Annotated in this window: 11 protein-coding genes; all 11 read left to right on the top strand. The window is 44.0% G+C overall.

Translation table 11 applies throughout. The features are described from left to right. Positions 1-43: 43 nt before the first annotated feature. Positions 44-5953 carry a phage tail tape measure protein gene (locus K0T92_RS04910; protein ID WP_219871322.1) on the top strand — a complete coding sequence of 1970 codons (5910 nt, stop codon included), beginning with the start codon at positions 44-46 and terminating at the stop codon, positions 5951-5953. Between the two features lie 47 nt (positions 5954-6000). After that, positions 6001-6594 (top strand): distal tail protein Dit, encoded by a 594-nt coding sequence (locus K0T92_RS04915; RefSeq protein ID WP_219871323.1) that lies wholly within the window; start codon positions 6001-6003, stop codon positions 6592-6594. Between the two features lie 14 nt (positions 6595-6608). Then, positions 6609-7244: a hypothetical protein gene (locus K0T92_RS04920; protein WP_219871324.1), complete on the top strand. Its 636-nt coding sequence runs from the start codon at positions 6609-6611 to the stop codon at positions 7242-7244. Positions 7245-7252: 8 nt separating this feature from the next. Further along, positions 7253-7891, top strand: a complete 639-nt coding sequence (locus K0T92_RS04925; protein WP_219871325.1) for a phage tail family protein — start codon at positions 7253-7255, stop codon at positions 7889-7891. Positions 7892-7911: 20 nt separating this feature from the next. Further along, complete coding sequence (locus tag K0T92_RS04930) at positions 7912-11934, top strand: phage tail spike protein (protein ID WP_219871326.1); 4023 nt, start codon at positions 7912-7914, stop codon at positions 11932-11934. A gap of 33 nt (positions 11935-11967) precedes the next feature. Then, entirely contained in the window at positions 11968-12450 is a 483-nt protein-coding gene (locus K0T92_RS04935) for a PAAR domain-containing protein (RefSeq protein WP_219871327.1), read from the top strand. A gap of 11 nt (positions 12451-12461) precedes the next feature. Then, positions 12462-13640, top strand: coding sequence for a hypothetical protein (locus K0T92_RS04940; protein WP_219871328.1), 1179 nt, complete (start codon positions 12462-12464; stop codon positions 13638-13640). A gap of 12 nt (positions 13641-13652) precedes the next feature. Then, positions 13653-14114 carry a hypothetical protein gene (locus tag K0T92_RS04945; protein ID WP_219871329.1) on the top strand — a complete coding sequence of 154 codons (462 nt, stop codon included), beginning with the start codon at positions 13653-13655 and terminating at the stop codon, positions 14112-14114. 78 nt (positions 14115-14192) lie between these two features. Continuing rightward, positions 14193-14801: a hypothetical protein gene (locus tag K0T92_RS04950; RefSeq protein ID WP_219871330.1), complete on the top strand. Its 609-nt coding sequence runs from the start codon at positions 14193-14195 to the stop codon at positions 14799-14801. Continuing rightward, positions 14801-17293, top strand: coding sequence for an SPRY domain-containing protein (locus K0T92_RS04955; RefSeq protein WP_219871331.1), 2493 nt, complete (start codon positions 14801-14803; stop codon positions 17291-17293). The genes K0T92_RS04950 and K0T92_RS04955 overlap by 1 nt, the downstream gene beginning before the upstream one ends. Before the next feature lie 46 nt (positions 17294-17339). Further along, complete coding sequence (locus K0T92_RS04960; protein ID WP_219871332.1) at positions 17340-19376, top strand: discoidin domain-containing protein; 2037 nt, start codon at positions 17340-17342, stop codon at positions 19374-19376. Positions 19377-19400 lie beyond the last annotated feature (24 nt).

A 19400-nucleotide genomic window follows, 5' to 3' on the forward strand; every position in this document is an offset into this window, starting at 1 on the left:
TTGACTGCTCCTCTTTTTTTGTTTATAAAGGGGTGTGATCAATTTGTCGAACCAGAATTTACAGCTGTTCGTTATAGCTGGATTGAATCAAAGCCTTTCACTTAAAGAAGTAAACAAAGGGATAAAGAAGCTTGAGAAAGAGGCTGCTCTATTATCGATTAAATTTAATATCGAGGATTATTTGTCTTCCGCCGTCGATGATTTGAACAGAAGCTTTCAAGATTTGGCTGATTCCATGAATCAGGCTGCCAGCTCATCAGCGACCAAGCTGAACGACTACAAGATCATGAGCGACAAAGCCTATTCGGAAGCCATTCGGATGAATGCGGCGATTCATGATCAGTTGGGTGAATTGAGCGCTGCGATGAGTGAAATGGCGAACAACTTGATACAACCTGTCGTACTCACAGCCATCAATGATGAATTGCAAAATATTATCTCTACAGCAATACAGGCTTCCGAAGCGACAGCTGAAGCAGGAACCGCTGCTTTCAATCTGGGTAAAGAACTGAAAGCGTCCTTTAATCGATTGCTCCCTCTTCTTACCGTCGAATTTTTCAGAGCCGGCATTAACTATATCAATGATCTGAACAAGCCGCTTACCGATCTCTCCATGACGCTCGGAATAGGCCAGAGGCAAGTTGCCGAATACGGGGATGAATTCCACGAGCTAGGGATGAAGATGGGCGCATCCACGATGGAGATTGCTGAAGGTGCAGTTGAATTTGCAAAGCAAGGGCTTCAAGGTCCGGAACTGATAGAGAAGATGGAGGGTGCAATTAAATTTGCCAAAATCTCAAACCTTGAATTCGCTGCCTCTGGGGAGATTCTTGCTTCATCGGTGAAAAATATGGGGGTCACGGCTGATCAGGCATCCGATGTATTCACTTATCTGGGGGATGCTACAGGAACAGGAGCCGGAAAAATTGGCGAGGCCATGGGGCAGATCGGCAGTTCAGCGGGCAGCGTCGGGCTTGAGTTTGAGAAGGTATCCAGTTGGGTCGCTTCTATCTCCAGCAAATCGGGTGAGTCTGCCTCCGCAATTGGCAGCTCTGTAGAATCCATTCTCTCCCGTATCCAGTCGCTGCAAGAGAACGGATCTATTGAACAAGATGGAACGCAGCTTTATCAGGTTGAACAGGCCGTCGAATCTGCAGGCGTTAAGTTCACGGATGCCGCAGGCTACTTCCGAAACTTCGGAGATGTCATGGATGAGCTGGGGGGCAAATGGGACAGCCTTAGCGATAGAAAGCAAATTGACATAAGTACCGCCATTGCCGGTTCCTCAGACAGCGGTATGTTCATGAGTCTAATGGAAGGCTATGCGGATTCAGTAAGTTTGTACGAAGGTGCTCTTGACTCCGCTGGGCTCGCGAATGAGAAATTCAACCTAATTCAAGATGGTACAGAGGCAAAGCTTACACAGCTTCAGAATGCCTGGACAGGTGTGTTTCAAGCTTCATTCTCATCAGAAGCCATCAATACAATGATCGTTGCACTTACTAGCCTGGCTAATGCTTTAGCAACAGTAATAGAATCCATAGGTCTCTTTCCAACGATTGTCGCTGTCGCAACTACTTATATATCGCTATTCACCAGAAATGGTCTCACTCCCCTATATACTGTGCTGACAACGATTCCGATGAAACTCAGTCTTCTTAAATTAGAGTTAAGAGCTGTAGCAGCGTCAAGTGGTCTCGCAGCCGCAGGCATTAGAGGGCTAGGTGTATCTTTGATGGCCCTTTCAAGATTCATCGCTCCAATTGCAATAATAACAGGTGTTACATGGGCGCTTAGTGAATTGATCAATTACTCATCGAGGACATCCGAATCGATAGAATCAATGATTGAGTCGTCGGATCAAACGATCACTTCTCTTAACGAACAGAAGAAATCGATCGGAGAGTTAGCCTCCGAATATACTTCACTGAAAGAAAATGTCGATAATAATACTGCATCAGCAGAAGACAAGCAACGGCTGCTTGATGTTCAAAAAGAGCTAATTAATACTTATGGGGTTGCTGCATCAGGAATAGATGCAGAGAACAATGCCTTAACAACAAACATTGATTTGATTAACCAAAAGACAAAAGCTATAGATGCTCAATTAGCAAAAGAGAATGCAAATAAGCTGGTTCTTCTGCGCTCTCAGGATCAATCAAACCTTGATACGATTAATGACTCGAAATCGGAGATCGACGAGTACATAAAAGAACAAGAAATGATACAGACAAGAATCAACAAGTTAACTGAATTAAAAAACTCTGGGGAAACAAAGATTAAAAATAACTACTTTGATAAAAATGAAATAGAGGGTGCTGGCGACGATTATATTTACAAGGGATATGACCCCAGCGCCAATTTTGATATCGACTCAGCATTAGAGGGTCTAGGGGTTAAATTCGCCGATTTAAGTGAAGATATCAATGAATCAACTACTACCCTTAATGATGCGCTATCTGTAAGAAGAAATGTTTTGCAGGGTCAAATGAATGAATATAAAAGCACATTGCAATCACAGGGCAAAGAGCTTTCAAAAGAACAAGAAGAGTTCATGAAAGGGATTATTGATCCTATCCTCAATAAAGGGGAAGCTATTGACCCTTCGATTGAATCTATGAAACAAACGATGGACCAGTTGATGCAATCTGACTTTCAAACACTTGTAAATCAATTCAACCAGGCTGTAGCATCCGGAGATGACAAAAGAATAACAAAAATTCAGTTGGAATTAGCTAGACTGGTAGATACATTAACTGAGGGAAAACCAGAGTTAGCTTCGTTTAAGGATTCTTTTCTTGATCTGTTTAATGCAGTTGAACGGGTACCTAAGCCTAAAATAGATATCAGCGAATTAGGAAAGAAAAAAGCAGATGAATTCAGCAAGTCTACGGAGAAGACATTCAAAACGTTATCTATTCTAAATGGCTTGCTTGAGGATAATGCAAATAAAAAAGCGTTTGGTGCAGAAGAGGTAAGAAACTTAGCTCAGAGTGATCACAAGCTAATCGAAATGTTCAAGATAGAAAATGGACAAATCGAGTTAAATACAGAGGCTGTAAGTAATTACATTAACGAGTTGACAAACGCGCAAAACGAATCAGTAAAGAATGCTAGAGGTTCTTTACTTGAACATGGAAAAATTCTACTTCAGAAATTCGGTCTTTATGAGGATGAAATAGCCGGTGTTACCGAAGTTTCTAAAGCATATGAAAAAATTGATGAAAAAGTTGAAAAATATAAGAAAGATCGCGGTGGCATCATTTTCGGGGCAGAAGAAAAAGCTCTTGAAGACCAGGCTAATGAAGCAAAGGGGCTCATTTCAAATCTTAATTTTATAAAAAAAAATACAGAACTAACTGTTAATTCTTTAGCCGGCGGCGGTCTTCCTGGTGATGGAACAAAAGATGATGGGAAAGGTAAAACAAAGAATACACATGAAGAACCTCCTGAATATAAGCCAAATTTAGATTTAAATAATGTTGAAGATGAATTCACCAAATATAATCGATTGCTCGAAGAGAACCAGAAGCAAATTGATGAAGCGAAGGCCAAGGGCTGGTCCTATAATACCCAGATCGACGAGCGGATCACGCTTTACAAGAAGCTTTCTACAGCACTCAACAATCTGAAATTCAAGCAAACTACGGAGCAGCAGCAACTGGGAGAAAAGCTCTCCAAGCTCGGTCTGGTAGATAAGACTGGCAAGGTTGTAAGTGATGTTGAGAGCAAGCTGATCTCCCTCTCCAAAGGCACCGATGCACAGAGACTTGGCCTTACGATCCAGGAGATTGAAGGCTTTGTTCAGCGTTATCTGGACTTGCCTGCTGAAATTGACAACACCAATGTTCAAATGAAGCAAAGTATCATTGACCTCGCCAATGCCCTGCAGTTGGGCTATGAACAGATTGAAAAAGTAGCCGAGCAGAATCAAGCCAATAGCAATCGCAAAATCGCCCTTCTCGGTGAGATTGATACGGAAGAAGATAAGAAGAAATTAGCTCAATATACTGGCGAAATTCTGCTAGCAATCAAAAAAAAGAGAGATGACATTCAGGCAGAAATCAATACCACCAAAGGAATCATTGCAAGCACAAAGGATCCCCGAGTGAAGAAAGCCAACGAGATCTACCTGGAATCATTATCTGCCAAAGCAAATGAAACAACTGTAGAAGCTGTACAAACAGCCGGTCAGCTCGGCAGACAGCAGGCAGAGAATCAAATCTCGGGTCACGACTACGGGATCGAAGAAATGAAGTACCAAAAGTCTCTCTTGGGCAACATTGACACCGATGAGGAGAAATTAAAAGCCAAGGAATATGACGAGCAGATCAAAAATGCGCTTCAATACGGTCAGGAAGACCTCTCCAAAGACATTTTGGAGTTGGAAAGAAAATTGAGTACGAACTTAGACCCGATAGAACGTAATCGCGTGGAAACACGGTACAATATTTTGAAAGAGGCTTACCGCAACTACAGTATCGAATACATCAAAATGGTCGATGAGGAGATGCAGGAAGAGCTTAACATTCGCACAGAGAATGTGGACAAAATCGTTGCTGACTACAAAGAAATGCTGCAGCAGCGCCAGGAGCTTGAAGAAAAAGCGGTCGATGCTTCCATCGAAGCCGAGAAAAAACGACACAAGATCAGCGTTGATAATCTTGATGCCGAAAAGAAGAAGATTGAAGATTATACTGATGCCCGTTTGAAGGCTTTGGATCGCGTAGCAGCTGCTGAAGACCACGAGAATAATATCAATAAGCTTGATGATGAGCGTGCAGAAATCCAGCATAAATTAAACGTACTTTCTCTGGATGATTCCTACTCTGCTAAAGCGAAACGTAAAGACCTGCAAGAAGAGCTGCAGAAAAAGGATGAAGAAATTCGCAAGGCCAATCTGGATCGCGGCAGAGAAGTTCAGAAGCAAGCACTGCAAGAGCAGACCGATGATAACCTGAAAATATTAGAGGCGCTCAGAGAACAAGAAGATCGTAATCATGAGGAGACGCTGGATCGCTACGACAAAGATAAGGATGGCATTGCGGCGAAATATAAAGGGATGCTGGAGGACGAAGCAACCTTCTATAAGATGCGGGAAGATCTCCTAAGCAAGGATCAGACAGCAGTTATTAATCAGCTTGATACGATCAAAAAGAAGTATCAAGAATTTTTTGGGTATTTAAGTGCAAACCAACATTACTATGAAAATGAAAAAATTGCGCTGAATATCACTGATGCTATGAATAAAAACCTTGATACAGTGACCAATTTTGCTCCCGGCAATAGCGCAAATACGAGCAATAGTGCAATTACGAGCCAAAACCCATCAACAAGCTCAGCAGTTGCCCCCTCCCCATCAGCAGCGGCTCCGGGCACTGGCATTGCCAGCAGCAGTACTGCCAGCAATGCTTCAGATATTAAGAAGGATTGGGACCATTATCTCAGTAATAAAGAAGAAGCAGAAAGGCTCGCGATTCAAATAAAGAGAAGCGGCTTAATGACTGCAGCCGAAGAGAAAGAGATCAGGGATAGAATTGCGGAGTTGTCAAAAATTAATGAGGGTTATCGAGCTAAACATAAATTCGAGAATAAAAGCTATGACGAACTTAAAGATTTAAAGATGTATCATAATGGCGGAGAAGTTGGGGTCGAAGGAACTACAACTGAGAAATGGTGGGAGAAATTCGTCAGTTCGAATGATATCCCGGCCATTCTAAGAAAAGGCGAGGTTGTTCTGGACAGCCCCCTTCAGTTCATTCATAACATAGCGAATAGTATGAGCAGCGGAATTTCCAGCGTCCTCCCTCTCCTGCAGCCTTCCACAGCTTCAGCAGGAACAATTATCGAGAACATCCAGCTCACCGTCAATGGTATCGTTAAGAGTGGCGAAGATTTCGCAGACCAACTGGTCAATGGATTGAATAGACGCGGTATTCGGCTAGGCCGTTAAGAGGAGACTTCTATGTCTCCTCTTATTTATTTAAGGTGGTGATACAAATGACAATTCGCGATTCATTGTACTTTATTTATGACGGCATAGAGAGCAAGCGATTCAATATCGCCAATGTAACCCTAGACGGCGGCATGCAGGAGGAATACCTCGCCTCCTCCCGCTCCATCGTTGAGGATAAGACGCGTGGAAGAACGAAGCCAAGCTTTCAGCGGATCGAACGAGACCCTTTGACCCTGTCCGTCAGCTTCGCTTTCGAGGATACATGGGATGAGCGAACCATTCAAGAAGTAAGAAGATGGCTGACGGAGGCCGATTATTACAAGCCGCTTATCTTCTCTAATCATCCTGAGAAGATTTATTATGCGCTTTGTATCGACAACCCTGTCCTCATCCATAACGGCTTGAAGCAAGGTTATATGAATCTCACTTTCAGGTGCAATGATGCCTATGCCTATTCCCCGCTCGCTCTGTCCAAGGTTTACGATTGGAATGAGACGATCGTCTCTGTCTCGGAGAGCAGCTTCGCTGCCGGCCATAATCATGGCCTTGCGCTTGATGGCAATCAGCATCTGACCTTGGATGCCAGCTTGAACAAATGGGAGGATCTAGATCCTTCAATAACTTGGAAAGACATTTAGGAAGGAGCGCGTTTGTGTCTACAACAACTTCAAATTTAGGTCTGGTCAAGCCGGAGCTTGCAGACCATATTCACCAGTCGATCGCCAGCCTGGCAAATAATTTCCAGAAGCTCGATGATGCTTCGGATATTTATGTCAATGAAATCCCTACTTCAGGTATGTGGAGCAAAAAGCAGCGTGTCTATTACAATGATGTCAATATTGGAGGATACATTGGAGCTGTCAATATTAGAGCAGGACAAGCGGCGCCCAAATGGCAGTCGATCCATGCTTACAACATTGGCGACAAGGTTCTTACCACCACCAATAATGGTCATTATTATGAGTGTATTCAATCCGGCTACAGCGCCCCCTATGAGCCAATATGGCTCGTTGCTGCGCTGACGACAACCGAAGATACAAGGGATCGAACAACCTGGGCTCCCTCCACCTTTTATGAGCTGAACGAAATCATCGTCCCTTCTGTTCCCAATGACAGATTCTATGTCTGCACAGTATCGGGAACGTCGGGGGAATCCGAGCCCCAATGGGTTACAACTGATGGCATTGCAACCTCGGATAGTGGTGTCGTCTGGATGACGTATCGCATTGTCAAATGGAAAGAATCCGGTGTTTCAGCTAACTTCAGGCCATTCGGAAAGATTGAGTAGGTGATATTGTGTCGACATGGCTTACGTTATCGGGTATGCGCGGTTACTATGAATCGTACCCCCTCTCCTTCTCTCTGGACGGTGACGGAGCGATCAGCAAGGTGTCCTGGATTGCCGAGCAGCCCGAAGATACAGGGATCAATGTTCAAACCTCGGTCTCCTATAATGGGGGCTATGATTGGAGCGAATGGGAATTCTGCACACAGCATGGAGCGATTCCGGCTATGAAGCCGAGCGCTCCGCTGGGCAATGCTCTGCTGCGTTATAGAGTATTTCTGGACTCAGCGAACCCTCTGAACCGGCCAGTATTCAGCGGTATTACCTTTGAGCTGGAGCCCGTCATTGTGTTCGAGAACAAGGGTGACTCCTATTGCCAGCCTGAGATTTGGGTCACGAAGAACGGAAGCGGGGATTTTGCATTAATTAACGTCTCCCAAGGAAACGAACAATTCAAGTTTGTAAATTTAAATCATAATGAAACGGTCTATGTCAACAGTGAGCGGGAGTACATTGAATCCAGTCTGAGCGCAACCTATCGATATTCGAACTTCAATGATCATTATCTCAACCTGCCTGTCGGTGAGCATGTTTTTCGAGTTAGCGGCCATGCGCAAATTCAGTTCCGCTACCAGTTCCGTCTCATCTAATTACGAAAGGAGGACCGGAATTGTTAGGAGATATCGACTACAATCTTAAACCCGTCGAAGCCGTTATTTTCATCGCAAAGCCTAACAGAGAGATCATTGCGAAAGTAAGCGAGGCCTATGACAAGAGCAGGTCTCTGTCGCTAACCTCCCTGTTTTCATTTTCCTTCAAGATCCCATTCTATGTGGAGCAGAATAGCGAGCTTGTCCGGAACCGCAATGCAGATCTCATCAAGGAACGCTATCATATCAAGGTGCAGATCGGGAACCAGTCCGAATGGTATATTGTGACCAAGATTATGGACACGACCGGCAATCAGGGTGATTCCAAGGAGATCGAATGCCTTTATTTGCCGCAGGAGCTGAATGACAAGCTGATCAGCCGCTACGAAGCCGTTTCTCTGAATGCGCGGGAAGTGTTGAATGATATTCTCTCCACGAGCATTTGGTCGATCGATACGCTGGATGCAGATTTCGAGCTAACGCGAAGATCCTTTGAATTTCTGGACAATACGCTGCTGGATGCCGTCTATGCGGTTGCCGAAACGTATAATGCCATCATTCAGTGGGATACGGTTAATCGTACAATCAGCTTCATCAAGCCGGAATTGCACGGGATGAACAGGCTCGGGACGTTATCGCACCAGAAATATTTGAAGAGCATCGGCAAAGAGTCCAATGCGGAAGTCATCGTAACCCGTCTCATTCCGGAAGGCAGAGACAGCTTGGGGATCCAAGAGATCAACCCGACCGGGCAGGGGTATATCGAGGATTTTTCTTATTTTATGTACCCCTTCTCCCGGGATAACAGCGGGAATGTGCTGAAGCACAGCCATTATATGAGCGATAGTCTCTGTCATGCGCTGCTTGACTTTAAGGCATTGGTTGAGGATAACGAAGGAGTCTACAACTCCCTCCTGGCCCAGAAGACAGCATTGGACAGTGCAATCGATTTGAAAAACGCGGAACGCGACCAATTAATAATCCAATTAAAGGGAATTACCGAGATACAGATTAGAGATCAGTTTAACTTCCCCGGAGCTATGTATTTCGAGAAATTCAACTATGAGGGGAGCCCCGTCACGAAGACGTTCGCGGTCATCCCTCAATTCCCGTATGCAGTGCTTTGTCAAATTGATGATGGAACCGGAATCGCTCTGGCTGTCGATGGACAAGCGCGCCCGATTGCCAGCAGCTCCTGGGAGGTTGTTCATAAGGTTCCTGCCGGAGCAGGAGCAATATCCGTGAGCTTGAACGGCTCCGGGCATTCCGGTGTATTCATGCAAGTCATGCGTATTAGCACCGAAGAGTTTCAAGCTGCTGATAACGGGACAGCGATCATTCAAAAATATAATTTCGACAACAAAGAGCAGGAGATTGTAGCCAAGGACGCGGAGCTCGCCTCCCTCCACTCCCAACTGACTACATTAAATCAGGCCATTAATAACATTCGGACTCTTCTGGGCCCGGATAACAACTTCACTCCTGCTCAGCTGGATGAGCTTAATCTCTACATTCTTGTGCATGAATTCAAGGACGATACTTATATCGAGGAAGAGGATCTTCTGCAGGCTGCGAAAGACAAGTTCAAGGAGCTGAACACGCCTCAGCTCTCGATCAAGATCGACCTGCTCAATTTCATGGAGGTTATGGAGGAGCAGCGAAGCTGGAATCAGCTGCGTCTTGGCGATAAAGTCATTATCAGCTATGAGATGTTCGACCTCAAGGTAGAGGCCAAAATCATTGAAATGAGCTTCGACTACGAGAGCTCCAGCATCAACCTGACCATTGCCCATTTCAAAGATTTGACGAATAGCCGATCGCAGCTGGAGAAATACGTCTACGATTCGAGGAATACGACTAACATTGTTGACATCCATAAATCCAGATGGGGCCAAGCCGTCGTAGATACGAGTGAATTCAGTCAGCTGTTCGATCACTTCTGGGACAAGGTTACGAATCAGATCAATATGGCGGTCAATCAGACGGTAGCGATAGATGATAAAGGAATTACGATCACCGATCCCAATGACCCGCTCCGATTTCTGCGAATGACGAACGGGGCTATCGGGCTTACACGGTCAGGCGGCCTGCGCTATGAGACGGCTCTGTCCGCTGATGGTGTTATTGCCGAGATGGTGCTCGGCAAGCTTATTCTGGGGCAGCGTGTCACGATAGGCGATCAGCATGGCATCTGGCTGACGGAAGGCCCGAAGACGACCATAACCGACCGCTGCGGCCGTGAAGCGATGAAGCTTGGGCTGTATCAGGAGAATCCGGATTTATTCGGCATTGTGGTCAACCGTTATGACGGCAATGCGCCATGCAGTCCCGATCTTATTAATAAAGTCATCATTAATAGCGAAGACGGCATGAAGATTCAACAGTGGAACGGAACAGCATTCGTGGACAAATTTTATGCCGACCATAACGGCCTGCTGTTCGCTGAGGATATGACGACGAAGAGGTTGAAAATCGTCAGTGATACCAATGAGCTGATGCTGGACAGCAATACGAAGTATATGAACCTCGGCAAATTCGACGACATAATCGTAGACGGCAAGCTGACCGCCATTGAGAAGCTGCAGGTATTGGGCGAGAGAACCCGGATCATCTCGGAGTATCAGAAGCTGTTGTTACAGGCGAATACCTATAAAACAACCAGCAGAGACCTTTCTATTCGTATAGATCCAGCGGCATTTACCACTGCATATAATGCGCTTATCGCTTACTTGACTCCATTATTGGCGAATATGAGCGAGACCACGGCGATTGACCGCACGGAGTTTATCGCCCTCTTCAAAAGCTACTATGACGAGGCTACCAACATCATTCAAGCGGTTAATGACTCCATCAAGTTCTCTTCTCTGCAGCTTGGCAGCATGTACAATAATGTTCTAATTCATGCTTCTGAAGGAATCACTGTGACAAGAAGCGATACGATGTATCGCTCTTTGATGAACGCTACTAAAGGCTTCGCGATACAAAAGAACGTTGGTACCGACCAATCACCCAATTGGCAAGATCAATTCTGGGCCGACATGAATGGTGTCGTACATGTGCAGGATATTAAAATTCGGAATTCATTCATGACTGACGGTGAAATCAAAGGCTCCTCGATTACATTAGGGACGCATCCCAATATAATGCGGCTGGACCCTAATCTGGGCGGATTCTGGGCCGGTCATGAGAACTCTGCCCAAGCGCCTGCGCATATCGGGATGGATGGTACCGCTACGTTCAGGAAGCTGGCGATTACCAATGGCAGCGGCGGCGTCATGCTGGACAGTGAGAACAAAGTTTTCGATATGGATTTATGGAACATGGTCGGCGCGGGCCGGATCGAATCCGATTCTATCGTTGTTAATACCGTCATCGGCGGAGTCGGATTTATCTCGAATCTGGCCGTTAATAAATTGGTCACTTTTGGACAGGAAGATGATAAAAATGAAATCGTTGATTACATTCATATTGAGGATGAGATATTCAGTCTGCGAACAGGCAAAATAACGAATCGATTCCCTGTTTACTCCAATGGTGCGCAATTGTATTGGACTGATGCCAGCAAATCCAAAGCTACGACCACTGTCACTTCGTATCCCGTCTATAATCTTGAAGTAGATAACAAAGACAAAATGGTGATCAAATTCGAGCGGGAGCCATTGCCTGATGATACAGCTTATCCCGTCATCCAAATGGGAGCAGGCGACGGTACAGCATTAGGCGCCAAGGCATTTATCAAGAAACCTTCCACCTCCTGGGATTTCACCTATTACAGCAGCGGTACTCCATCTCGTGAGAGAAAATTAGCCTTTAACGATGCGGGAATTATCGTCTATTCCAACAATGGCATCATCAAAATTGAACATTCAACCGGTACCTGCTTCGAGATTACAACCAATGGCAACGACATCACCATGAAGCATAAAACTGCCGGTACAATCACGTTGAACGCGAGCGGATTGACAGCAGATATTACCGGGAACATGAACTTCAATGCGTCCGGACAAATCAATTTCTCCGGAACGCAGTATAATTTTGCTTAGATTTGATACTTCTGACCTTACTGGAGGTGAACAATGGCTGGCGTTGCAATAGAAGGATCATCGATCACAGATACCATAAAAGCAAACCATGTACGCTACACTATTGAGAACTGGGTAGACTACTATGGGGGTGACCCCGATGCCGATCCTCCAATACCGCCTAGAGCTGCACATTGGGGTGCAAGCACTACTTCAAGTACGGGAGCAAAGATAACTGGCGAAGTTGCTACAACAACAGCAAAGCTAAAAATTGCTGGAGATTATATAGCCTTGGTAGGCGATTCTACAAACGAACAATGGATTGATTATCCAGAAGTACCCAGTAGCACCTCTGATACTCGATATACAGCAATCACTCCGACCTCTGGCAGCAGTAATGGCGAGATCACATCAGGCAGCAGCAAAGTCTTTCTAGGGGGCAAAGCAGTCGCGCTAGTCGGGTCAACGGTTAACACCTGCCTTGATACGACGGCAACGATAAGCTCAGGCAACAGCAAATTCAATGTGGCCGGATAGGAGGTGATAAATTGCCAAGCTTACAGACCAATCTTGAGTATAACGATAAATCCATTATTATATGGCGCAAGGGAACTGCAGAGGATCCGTACAAACCAAGAGCAGACTCCCTCCCCATCATCAACGGCTTAATCACATTGCTGGAGATCCCGTCAGAAACCCATAAGGTTCAGATCTCCGGTTTTACCGAAGTAGCGCATGAGTTGTACAGAAAGAAAGTATCACTTGAAGAGAACGAATTTCTGGTGGATTACGCTAACGGATCGATTCAATTCCATCCCATGCATGAAGGTGTAACTCTCGTCTCGAATTACCTGGGCAAAGGTAAAATTCTGTACCCTGCCAGCAGAATCTATGCAATGGTGCAGAGAAATCCTGATATTGTTATCACATTGCAGGATTATATCGATAGCTTAAGCACCCTCTCTCTGGAGCTTAATCTGAAGCTCGTTGAGATTAATAACGCCATATCTGATGCCGTACAAGCTGCCACTTCTGCCAACATTGCTGCTGATAATGCCGCTGAGGCAGCATTCAGCGCGGAGCAAGCTGCTCAAACAGCCCTTGATGCTGCCGCGAGTACAGTCGTCATCAGGCAGGATTCTGTCGATGAATTCGATGATCTGCTCACTACATATCCAAGCCCTGAGAATGGATGGCAGGTTACCCTTAATACGACAGGCGATGTCTATCGCTATGACGGCGTTGTCTCGCATCAATGGATTAATATCGGCAATCTGCTGGGAGGCACGATTCCCTATGTGTCGGAGAATTCCGATGGTCTTCTGCATAAGGAGGATTATCGGAATTTTGTATTGCGCACTGTCGTTTTTCAGTTTCCTAGAATATTGTCACAGGGTGTGCAGAATGCGCTCATCAAAATCCCTTTTGACGGAATAATTACAAAGGCATATTCTTCGTGCTCAGAATCAGGGTTGTCTGCACCTATCGAATTATCGATTGAAAAAGTAGCCGGGGCTGAATTCAGCAATAACGGTGTTTGGGATAATCTATTAGCCCAAAACCTTATTATACCTGCAGGTATGAAGGAAAGTAATTTGCCGGTTATAGGGGACATAGAGGTCAATCAGGGGGATTATTTCAGGATTAATGTTTTGCAATTGGATAATAACATCCGAGGTGTTACCGTCCAAATCGATATCAACACTAAATATACTGCAACTAATTAGGAGGAATTTAATATGCCACAACCTACTATCAGCTGGTTCAATGCAACCAATACGAATGAAGCTACCTCATGGCAGATCGGCCAGGTGGATGCGGGCTCTACTTCTGCTGACCGAACATTTTTAATCTGGAATAATCGTGGTGGAGCAACTGAACTGCCGGATTGCTCGGCAACGACGATCACAACGAAGGACATTGCTGGCGGGGACACCGGAGAACTTGTGGTTGACAAGTGGATAAAGGCCCGTGTTGACAGTATGAGCGAAACTTCTTTTACCGCTATTGGGGGTACAACGACCAAGGCCGTTAAAGCAGGAGGTACTGCTCCCGCAGGAACGATAAAAGGAAGCATCAATGATGGCACAATCGCTAATTCTGCCGCTAATTTCGCCCAAGTGACATTTCATGCCACACCTACTGCAATTGCTACAGCAGGCAGTACAGACTTTCTGCTCAGACTGACTTACACCTATTAATTAATCATCATTCGAATATGCTAGAGTCCTTCGGGACTCTTTTTTTTTTCACTTCAATACAATGGAGGAATGTATACCATGCAAAATAATTTTTTACACAGTCCCGTGCGCGGTCAATCATTTATTTGGACTGCTTCGTATGCGGACGGAACCTTTTTGGATGAGTTTGATCGAGCATCAGGCATAGAAAATAACTTCAATAGGATAGATAGACGAAAGCTCATTCGTTTCGGACTGGTTGGGCACGGAATGAATCTTTACTACGAGGTTTTTGGCGGTGTATTTAAAGCAGCCGGACAAATGATCGAATTTTTCATCAAAGACAAAGCAACACAGAAACAATATTTTTTAACCGGACAACAACTAATGTACAACGACATTATTCAATATAAACACGCAGAAGCATCCTTTAATCCATCTGGACAAGCCGGGGATATGAATTCGCAGATCACGCAATATAACTTTGGTTACAAAAGCAACCTGAAGATCGACGAAATAAATTTTAATTTCAAAGCTATTCTCAGCTTGCCTTACAATAAGCCTGCTTATTTTAATCTCAGACTTGTTTCTGACAACCATATAGATGGAATATTCTGTATTCGTCTTCATGGAATTGAAGTCGTTGAATTCGATGCACCGATAGAAGCAAATATAGCTTCAGAAATCAATTGGCGGGTGACTATATAATGGCGATCATCGTACCAGGCACAAGAACAATTAACCTTAATGATGGGATCAGAACTAATCTTGACTATACGAATGGTGTACTTACACTTCAAACGAAAAAGACTTTTCCTGAAGCAGTTGATCCCTCTTTGTATCCTTCGGTGATATATGTAGATGGGAGAAATGGCAGCGACACGGGCCTTGGGACATTGAGCAGTCCTTACAAGACAGTTCAAAAAGCATGCTCGTCTGTAACCATTGACAACTCGTTAATATTGATTATTACAGCTGGAACATATGACATTCAAGATGGACTTCAATCCATTCTAAAAAGCGGCATACGATTAACATACGGTGTTATGAACGGCCTGATGGGTTCTGTCATCTTCAACCTGCAAAACATATCCATTAACAGAACTATGGTCATGAGCAAATTGAATCAATTCATAGGAATAACATTCAAGCGTACATCTGCTGGGTACAATGTGTACGAATATTTTTATGATGCTGCGACCATCAATCTGGAATTCAACAATTGTGTATTTGATACAGGATCTATAAGTATTGTATACCCCATTTATACAGGCAACTCCGCAGGATGTACGATAACCAAACTTACTTATTCCTATTGTTCATTTCTGACACAGTTTTCTTCTAATGATACGAACTCCTCTTATTTAAAGGGATTGTTTCAATACTGCTCATTCAAAAATGCGAGCACATTTACTTCCGATCCGAACAATACTTTCTCCGTCAGCTATAATGCGGATTACTCACTAACCAATTTAGAGCTTATGTATGGCGTTTACTTTGGGACATACAGCTGGCGATTCAACTTTTACAGCAGTGAGGGTACCTTTATCTCGAATGAGATTGATCTGGGTAAATATTTTCGCCAAATTACTTCAATCAGCATGGTTAATATTATTCCAGCAGGCGCAAGTATTAAACTCTCCACCTCTACTTCCAGTGACAGGCTCACCTTTAGTCCATTTGAGCTTATTAATCATTCCACCGGGGAAATAAATTCACCTCAGGGCCGATATATGAAGATCAAAGTGGAGCTAACCGGAACAGAGGTGCTGAAACAAGTTGAACATCATACTTTCTCGAGTCAGGAAGCATCGCAATTCCAACCTAATCCTTACATTAACTTCAATGGGAATCTCGCGCTCAAAACCAGTTATCCCAATACGATACCGAAAGATTCGTCTTGGCAGACCGGAGGAAGTTTATTTACTACAGCAATCGATAAAACGAATATGTATATGATCAATAGTCTAAGCGCCGATATGAGCAAGGTGACTTGGGATCCGGCTAACAAGGGGTCGACTGTCACCTTATCCAATGGAAATTTAACTTCCACAAATACAGGAATGGGATCAACGAAAGCAACCCATGGCAAATCAACAGGCAAATGGTACTGGGAAATAACTGTTGTAGACAATAGTTTTTTGTTTATCGGAATTTCCAACTCATCCGCGTCTAGTGAGACTACGATATTTAATACAGCTAATGTACGATTTTATTACTATTCCGGTGTAAAATATCCTGAAGTCGCAGCATACGGAGCATCCTGGGCAAATAATGACGTTATTAGTGTTTTATTGGACATGGACAACGGCAAAATTGAATTTTGGAAGAACGGCGTCAGTCAAGGGGACTCCCATACAGATGTCGCTCTGTTAGGAACAGTCTATCCGACACTGGGATCAGGTTCATCCAGTCCATCCCGCGCAGCAACCGCTAACTTTGGATCATTACCTTTTAAGTACGCACTTCCTGCAGGTTATAGTCCCTATGAAGAAAAATTGAAATTTGTATTTAAAGATGGATCGAATATTTATCAATTAATCGCTGAATCCAAGGATAATATCATACCTAAGATGACCTCAGCAGTCGCTCCTTCGGGAGAGGTGTTTGCAAGTTACTATTATGGAACAACTTATGAGCCGTATCGGGCATTTAATCAGAATGCCGGATCCTTCTGGGATGGTGCTAACGGTACTCCTCCCTATACGATTGGATATAAGTTCAATAATCAGAAGATTATTAGAATGTATGCGGTCAAAGGCTCTGCAAATGCAGTTAATTATTCACCCAAGGATTGGCAATTCCAGGGCAGCAACGACGGAGTAAACTATACCACGCTTGACACGATAACCAGTGCTGTATGGACTGCCAGCGAGAAAAAGATATTTCCAATAGCAAATACTGACCCTTACCTTTATTACAGACTTAACATTACCGCGTCTAATGCAGCGTATCCTCAAATCGATGAGATCGAAATGATGGAAAACACGGATGGGGAATGGCTTCTTATAGGTGCAGAGACAGTAACTGCTGCCATGATTGATTTATATGGAATTAGCGATTTCACCCAATTGAATCGAAAAAAACAAACCATTGTGAAAGATCTGGAAAATAACGGAGCGCTTGGGGTGGGGAAATTATTCAGTTATGAATTGGATCTGAAAGCATTTGAACACATGACGAATATAGCAATTACTTAATTGAATCCGTAGGTAGTCAATCGTTTTAATAGAAAGAAGGTATACGATGCAATATATAAACATTACCCCGGTTTTTACAAGTGCCGCTAATGTTGGTGATGTCTCAATCATTGCCCCGAGCAGTGTGAATACAGCCCCTTACCTGGCATTCGACAGTAGCAATTCCACTCAATACAGAAGTGGTATTAGCCCTGTTTTCCCTGATTATATTGGTTTGAACTTCAACCGTTCTGTGTTAGTTAAGCGCTATTCCATTACATTCAACGGGTTTAATCTTACGAGTTGGACGCTGGAAGGAAGCAATAACAATTTCGGCTCATTCGATGTACTCCATACTGTCTCCAACTTCACATCTACTAACCTGGTGGAATACACCTTTGATCTCCCTACTCTCAACAGGTATAAGTCCTACCGTATTCGAGCTCTTGCAAGGGTCGGGACTAACAGCTGGGGAATTTCAGATCTGAAATTCCATGAGCTTGTATACAATAACAAAGTTATGGTGAAAGTAGATGGGAACTATAAACGATTTAATGAATCTACTCATAAAACAAGCGATGCAATCCCGGCACTATCATCCAATATATCCTCCTCCAAAGGAACAGCAATTGCAAGCTCCTTTTATAGTGCAGGGTATGAAGCATGGAAGGCGTTTAATGATTTGACTGATTTGGGCTGGTCAAGCTTAATAACCACCACCGGCTGGTTAGGGTTTGATTTCACCGTACCCATTATTATTGGTAGATATACTTTAAAGCCAAAAAACTGGAATACAGCCGATCAATATAATGGTACAAAATGCGCACCTAAAACGTGGACATTCGAAGCTTCAAACGATGGGAATAATTGGTCTGTATTAGATACAATTGATAATATGACGGATTGGACATTAGGTATCGACAAAGTATTTACTTTTAAAAACTACAACCCCTACAAGATGTATCGAATAAATGTGAGTGCAATAAATGGGGGATTTTCTTTGACAATTGGGGAAATGCAGATGATGGAAGTTAATGTGATGCAGCATTGGCAAACTGTCACCTCTTCTCAACCAACCGAACAGCAGTTTTTGACACAAGGGATGGATCTGGATCCTATCAGCAAATTAACTAACGAAGACTTCCAAAGACTCGACCCAAGCAATAACAAAATAGAGCTGGTCTATTATACCGAAGAAACGGCCAAAACTTCTGCACAAGTTCAAATTACAGGCAACCTGAGCTTGCTGGATGAATTAACGAATCCTGAACTGGTTCTCTGGTCTACAGATTCAACTATCGCAGCGAAAACAGTCACAATGTCTGCAATCCCCCACCCCCAATTGGTCATTCCAACTAGTCCTATTCCTTTGAATGGACAACTACAATCCATACTGACAACTATTAATCAGTCGGGACTTGGAGCAGTTAGCATGGTCGCCAGTTCTGATGGGGTTATCTGGAAATCTATCCTTAATGGAGCATGGCAAACTATAAATATAGAAAATGCAGCCGACGTGAGGCTTGCAGGAATGACATCGACAGTCATTAATGCCGTCACACAATCGCAATGGGAGAATCTTTCGCCGAGCGGACTTATAAGAATAGCCTACTTTTTGGAGCAGCGCACAGCTTCTGATGTAGCCGCTATCGCCTCTATGCATGCTGCTGAAAAGTCTATCATCAGTACTCCATTACTCTTATCTACAGTAATTGCGTACAACGAATTAAACCATCAGTATTCCGGTCTGATGTTTATGGACGCCTCACAAAATTATTATTCGACATCCCTGGGCGAAGTGCTAAAATACCTTAATTTCGGAACTTTAATCGCAGGCCAAACATCACTCGATGTCAAAGTCATTCTAGCGAACACCAACCCTTTTGACGTACAAAACATTCGTATTCATTCACAGCATGCTATAGATGGACTTATACTTCAGCTGAGCAAATCCAACGCCCCCTTTATCGGTGAAGAAACACTGACCTTTGATCAGGTTCTGGCGTTTGACAACACGTTGGATTTTTATATCAGGCTAGTAGTTGATCCTGCATCCACGGGTGGCGGGAATTTTGATATTCATGTTGAAGCAGATCCTGCTTAATCTCAATGCAATGGGATGGGAAGT

Origin of the sequence: Paenibacillus oenotherae (genome assembly GCF_019443105.1) — a bacterium.
In the GTDB taxonomy this organism is placed as follows: domain Bacteria; phylum Bacillota; class Bacilli; order Paenibacillales; family Paenibacillaceae; genus Paenibacillus_Z; species Paenibacillus_Z oenotherae.

Excerpts from the sequence above, each read along its gene's own strand:
- K0T92_RS04945 (WP_219871329.1), top strand. The coding sequence starts at position 13,653 with ATGCCACAACCTACTATCAGCTGGTTCAATGCAACCAATACGAATGAA.
- K0T92_RS04935 (WP_219871327.1), top strand. The coding sequence starts at position 11,968 with ATGGCTGGCGTTGCAATAGAAGGATCATCGATCACAGATACCATAAAA.
- K0T92_RS04960 (WP_219871332.1), top strand. The coding sequence starts at position 17,340 with ATGCAATATATAAACATTACCCCGGTTTTTACAAGTGCCGCTAATGTT.
- K0T92_RS04950 (WP_219871330.1), top strand. The coding sequence starts at position 14,193 with ATGCAAAATAATTTTTTACACAGTCCCGTGCGCGGTCAATCATTTATT.
- K0T92_RS04955 (WP_219871331.1), top strand. The coding sequence starts at position 14,801 with ATGGCGATCATCGTACCAGGCACAAGAACAATTAACCTTAATGATGGG.
- K0T92_RS04915 (WP_219871323.1), top strand. The coding sequence starts at position 6,001 with ATGACAATTCGCGATTCATTGTACTTTATTTATGACGGCATAGAGAGC.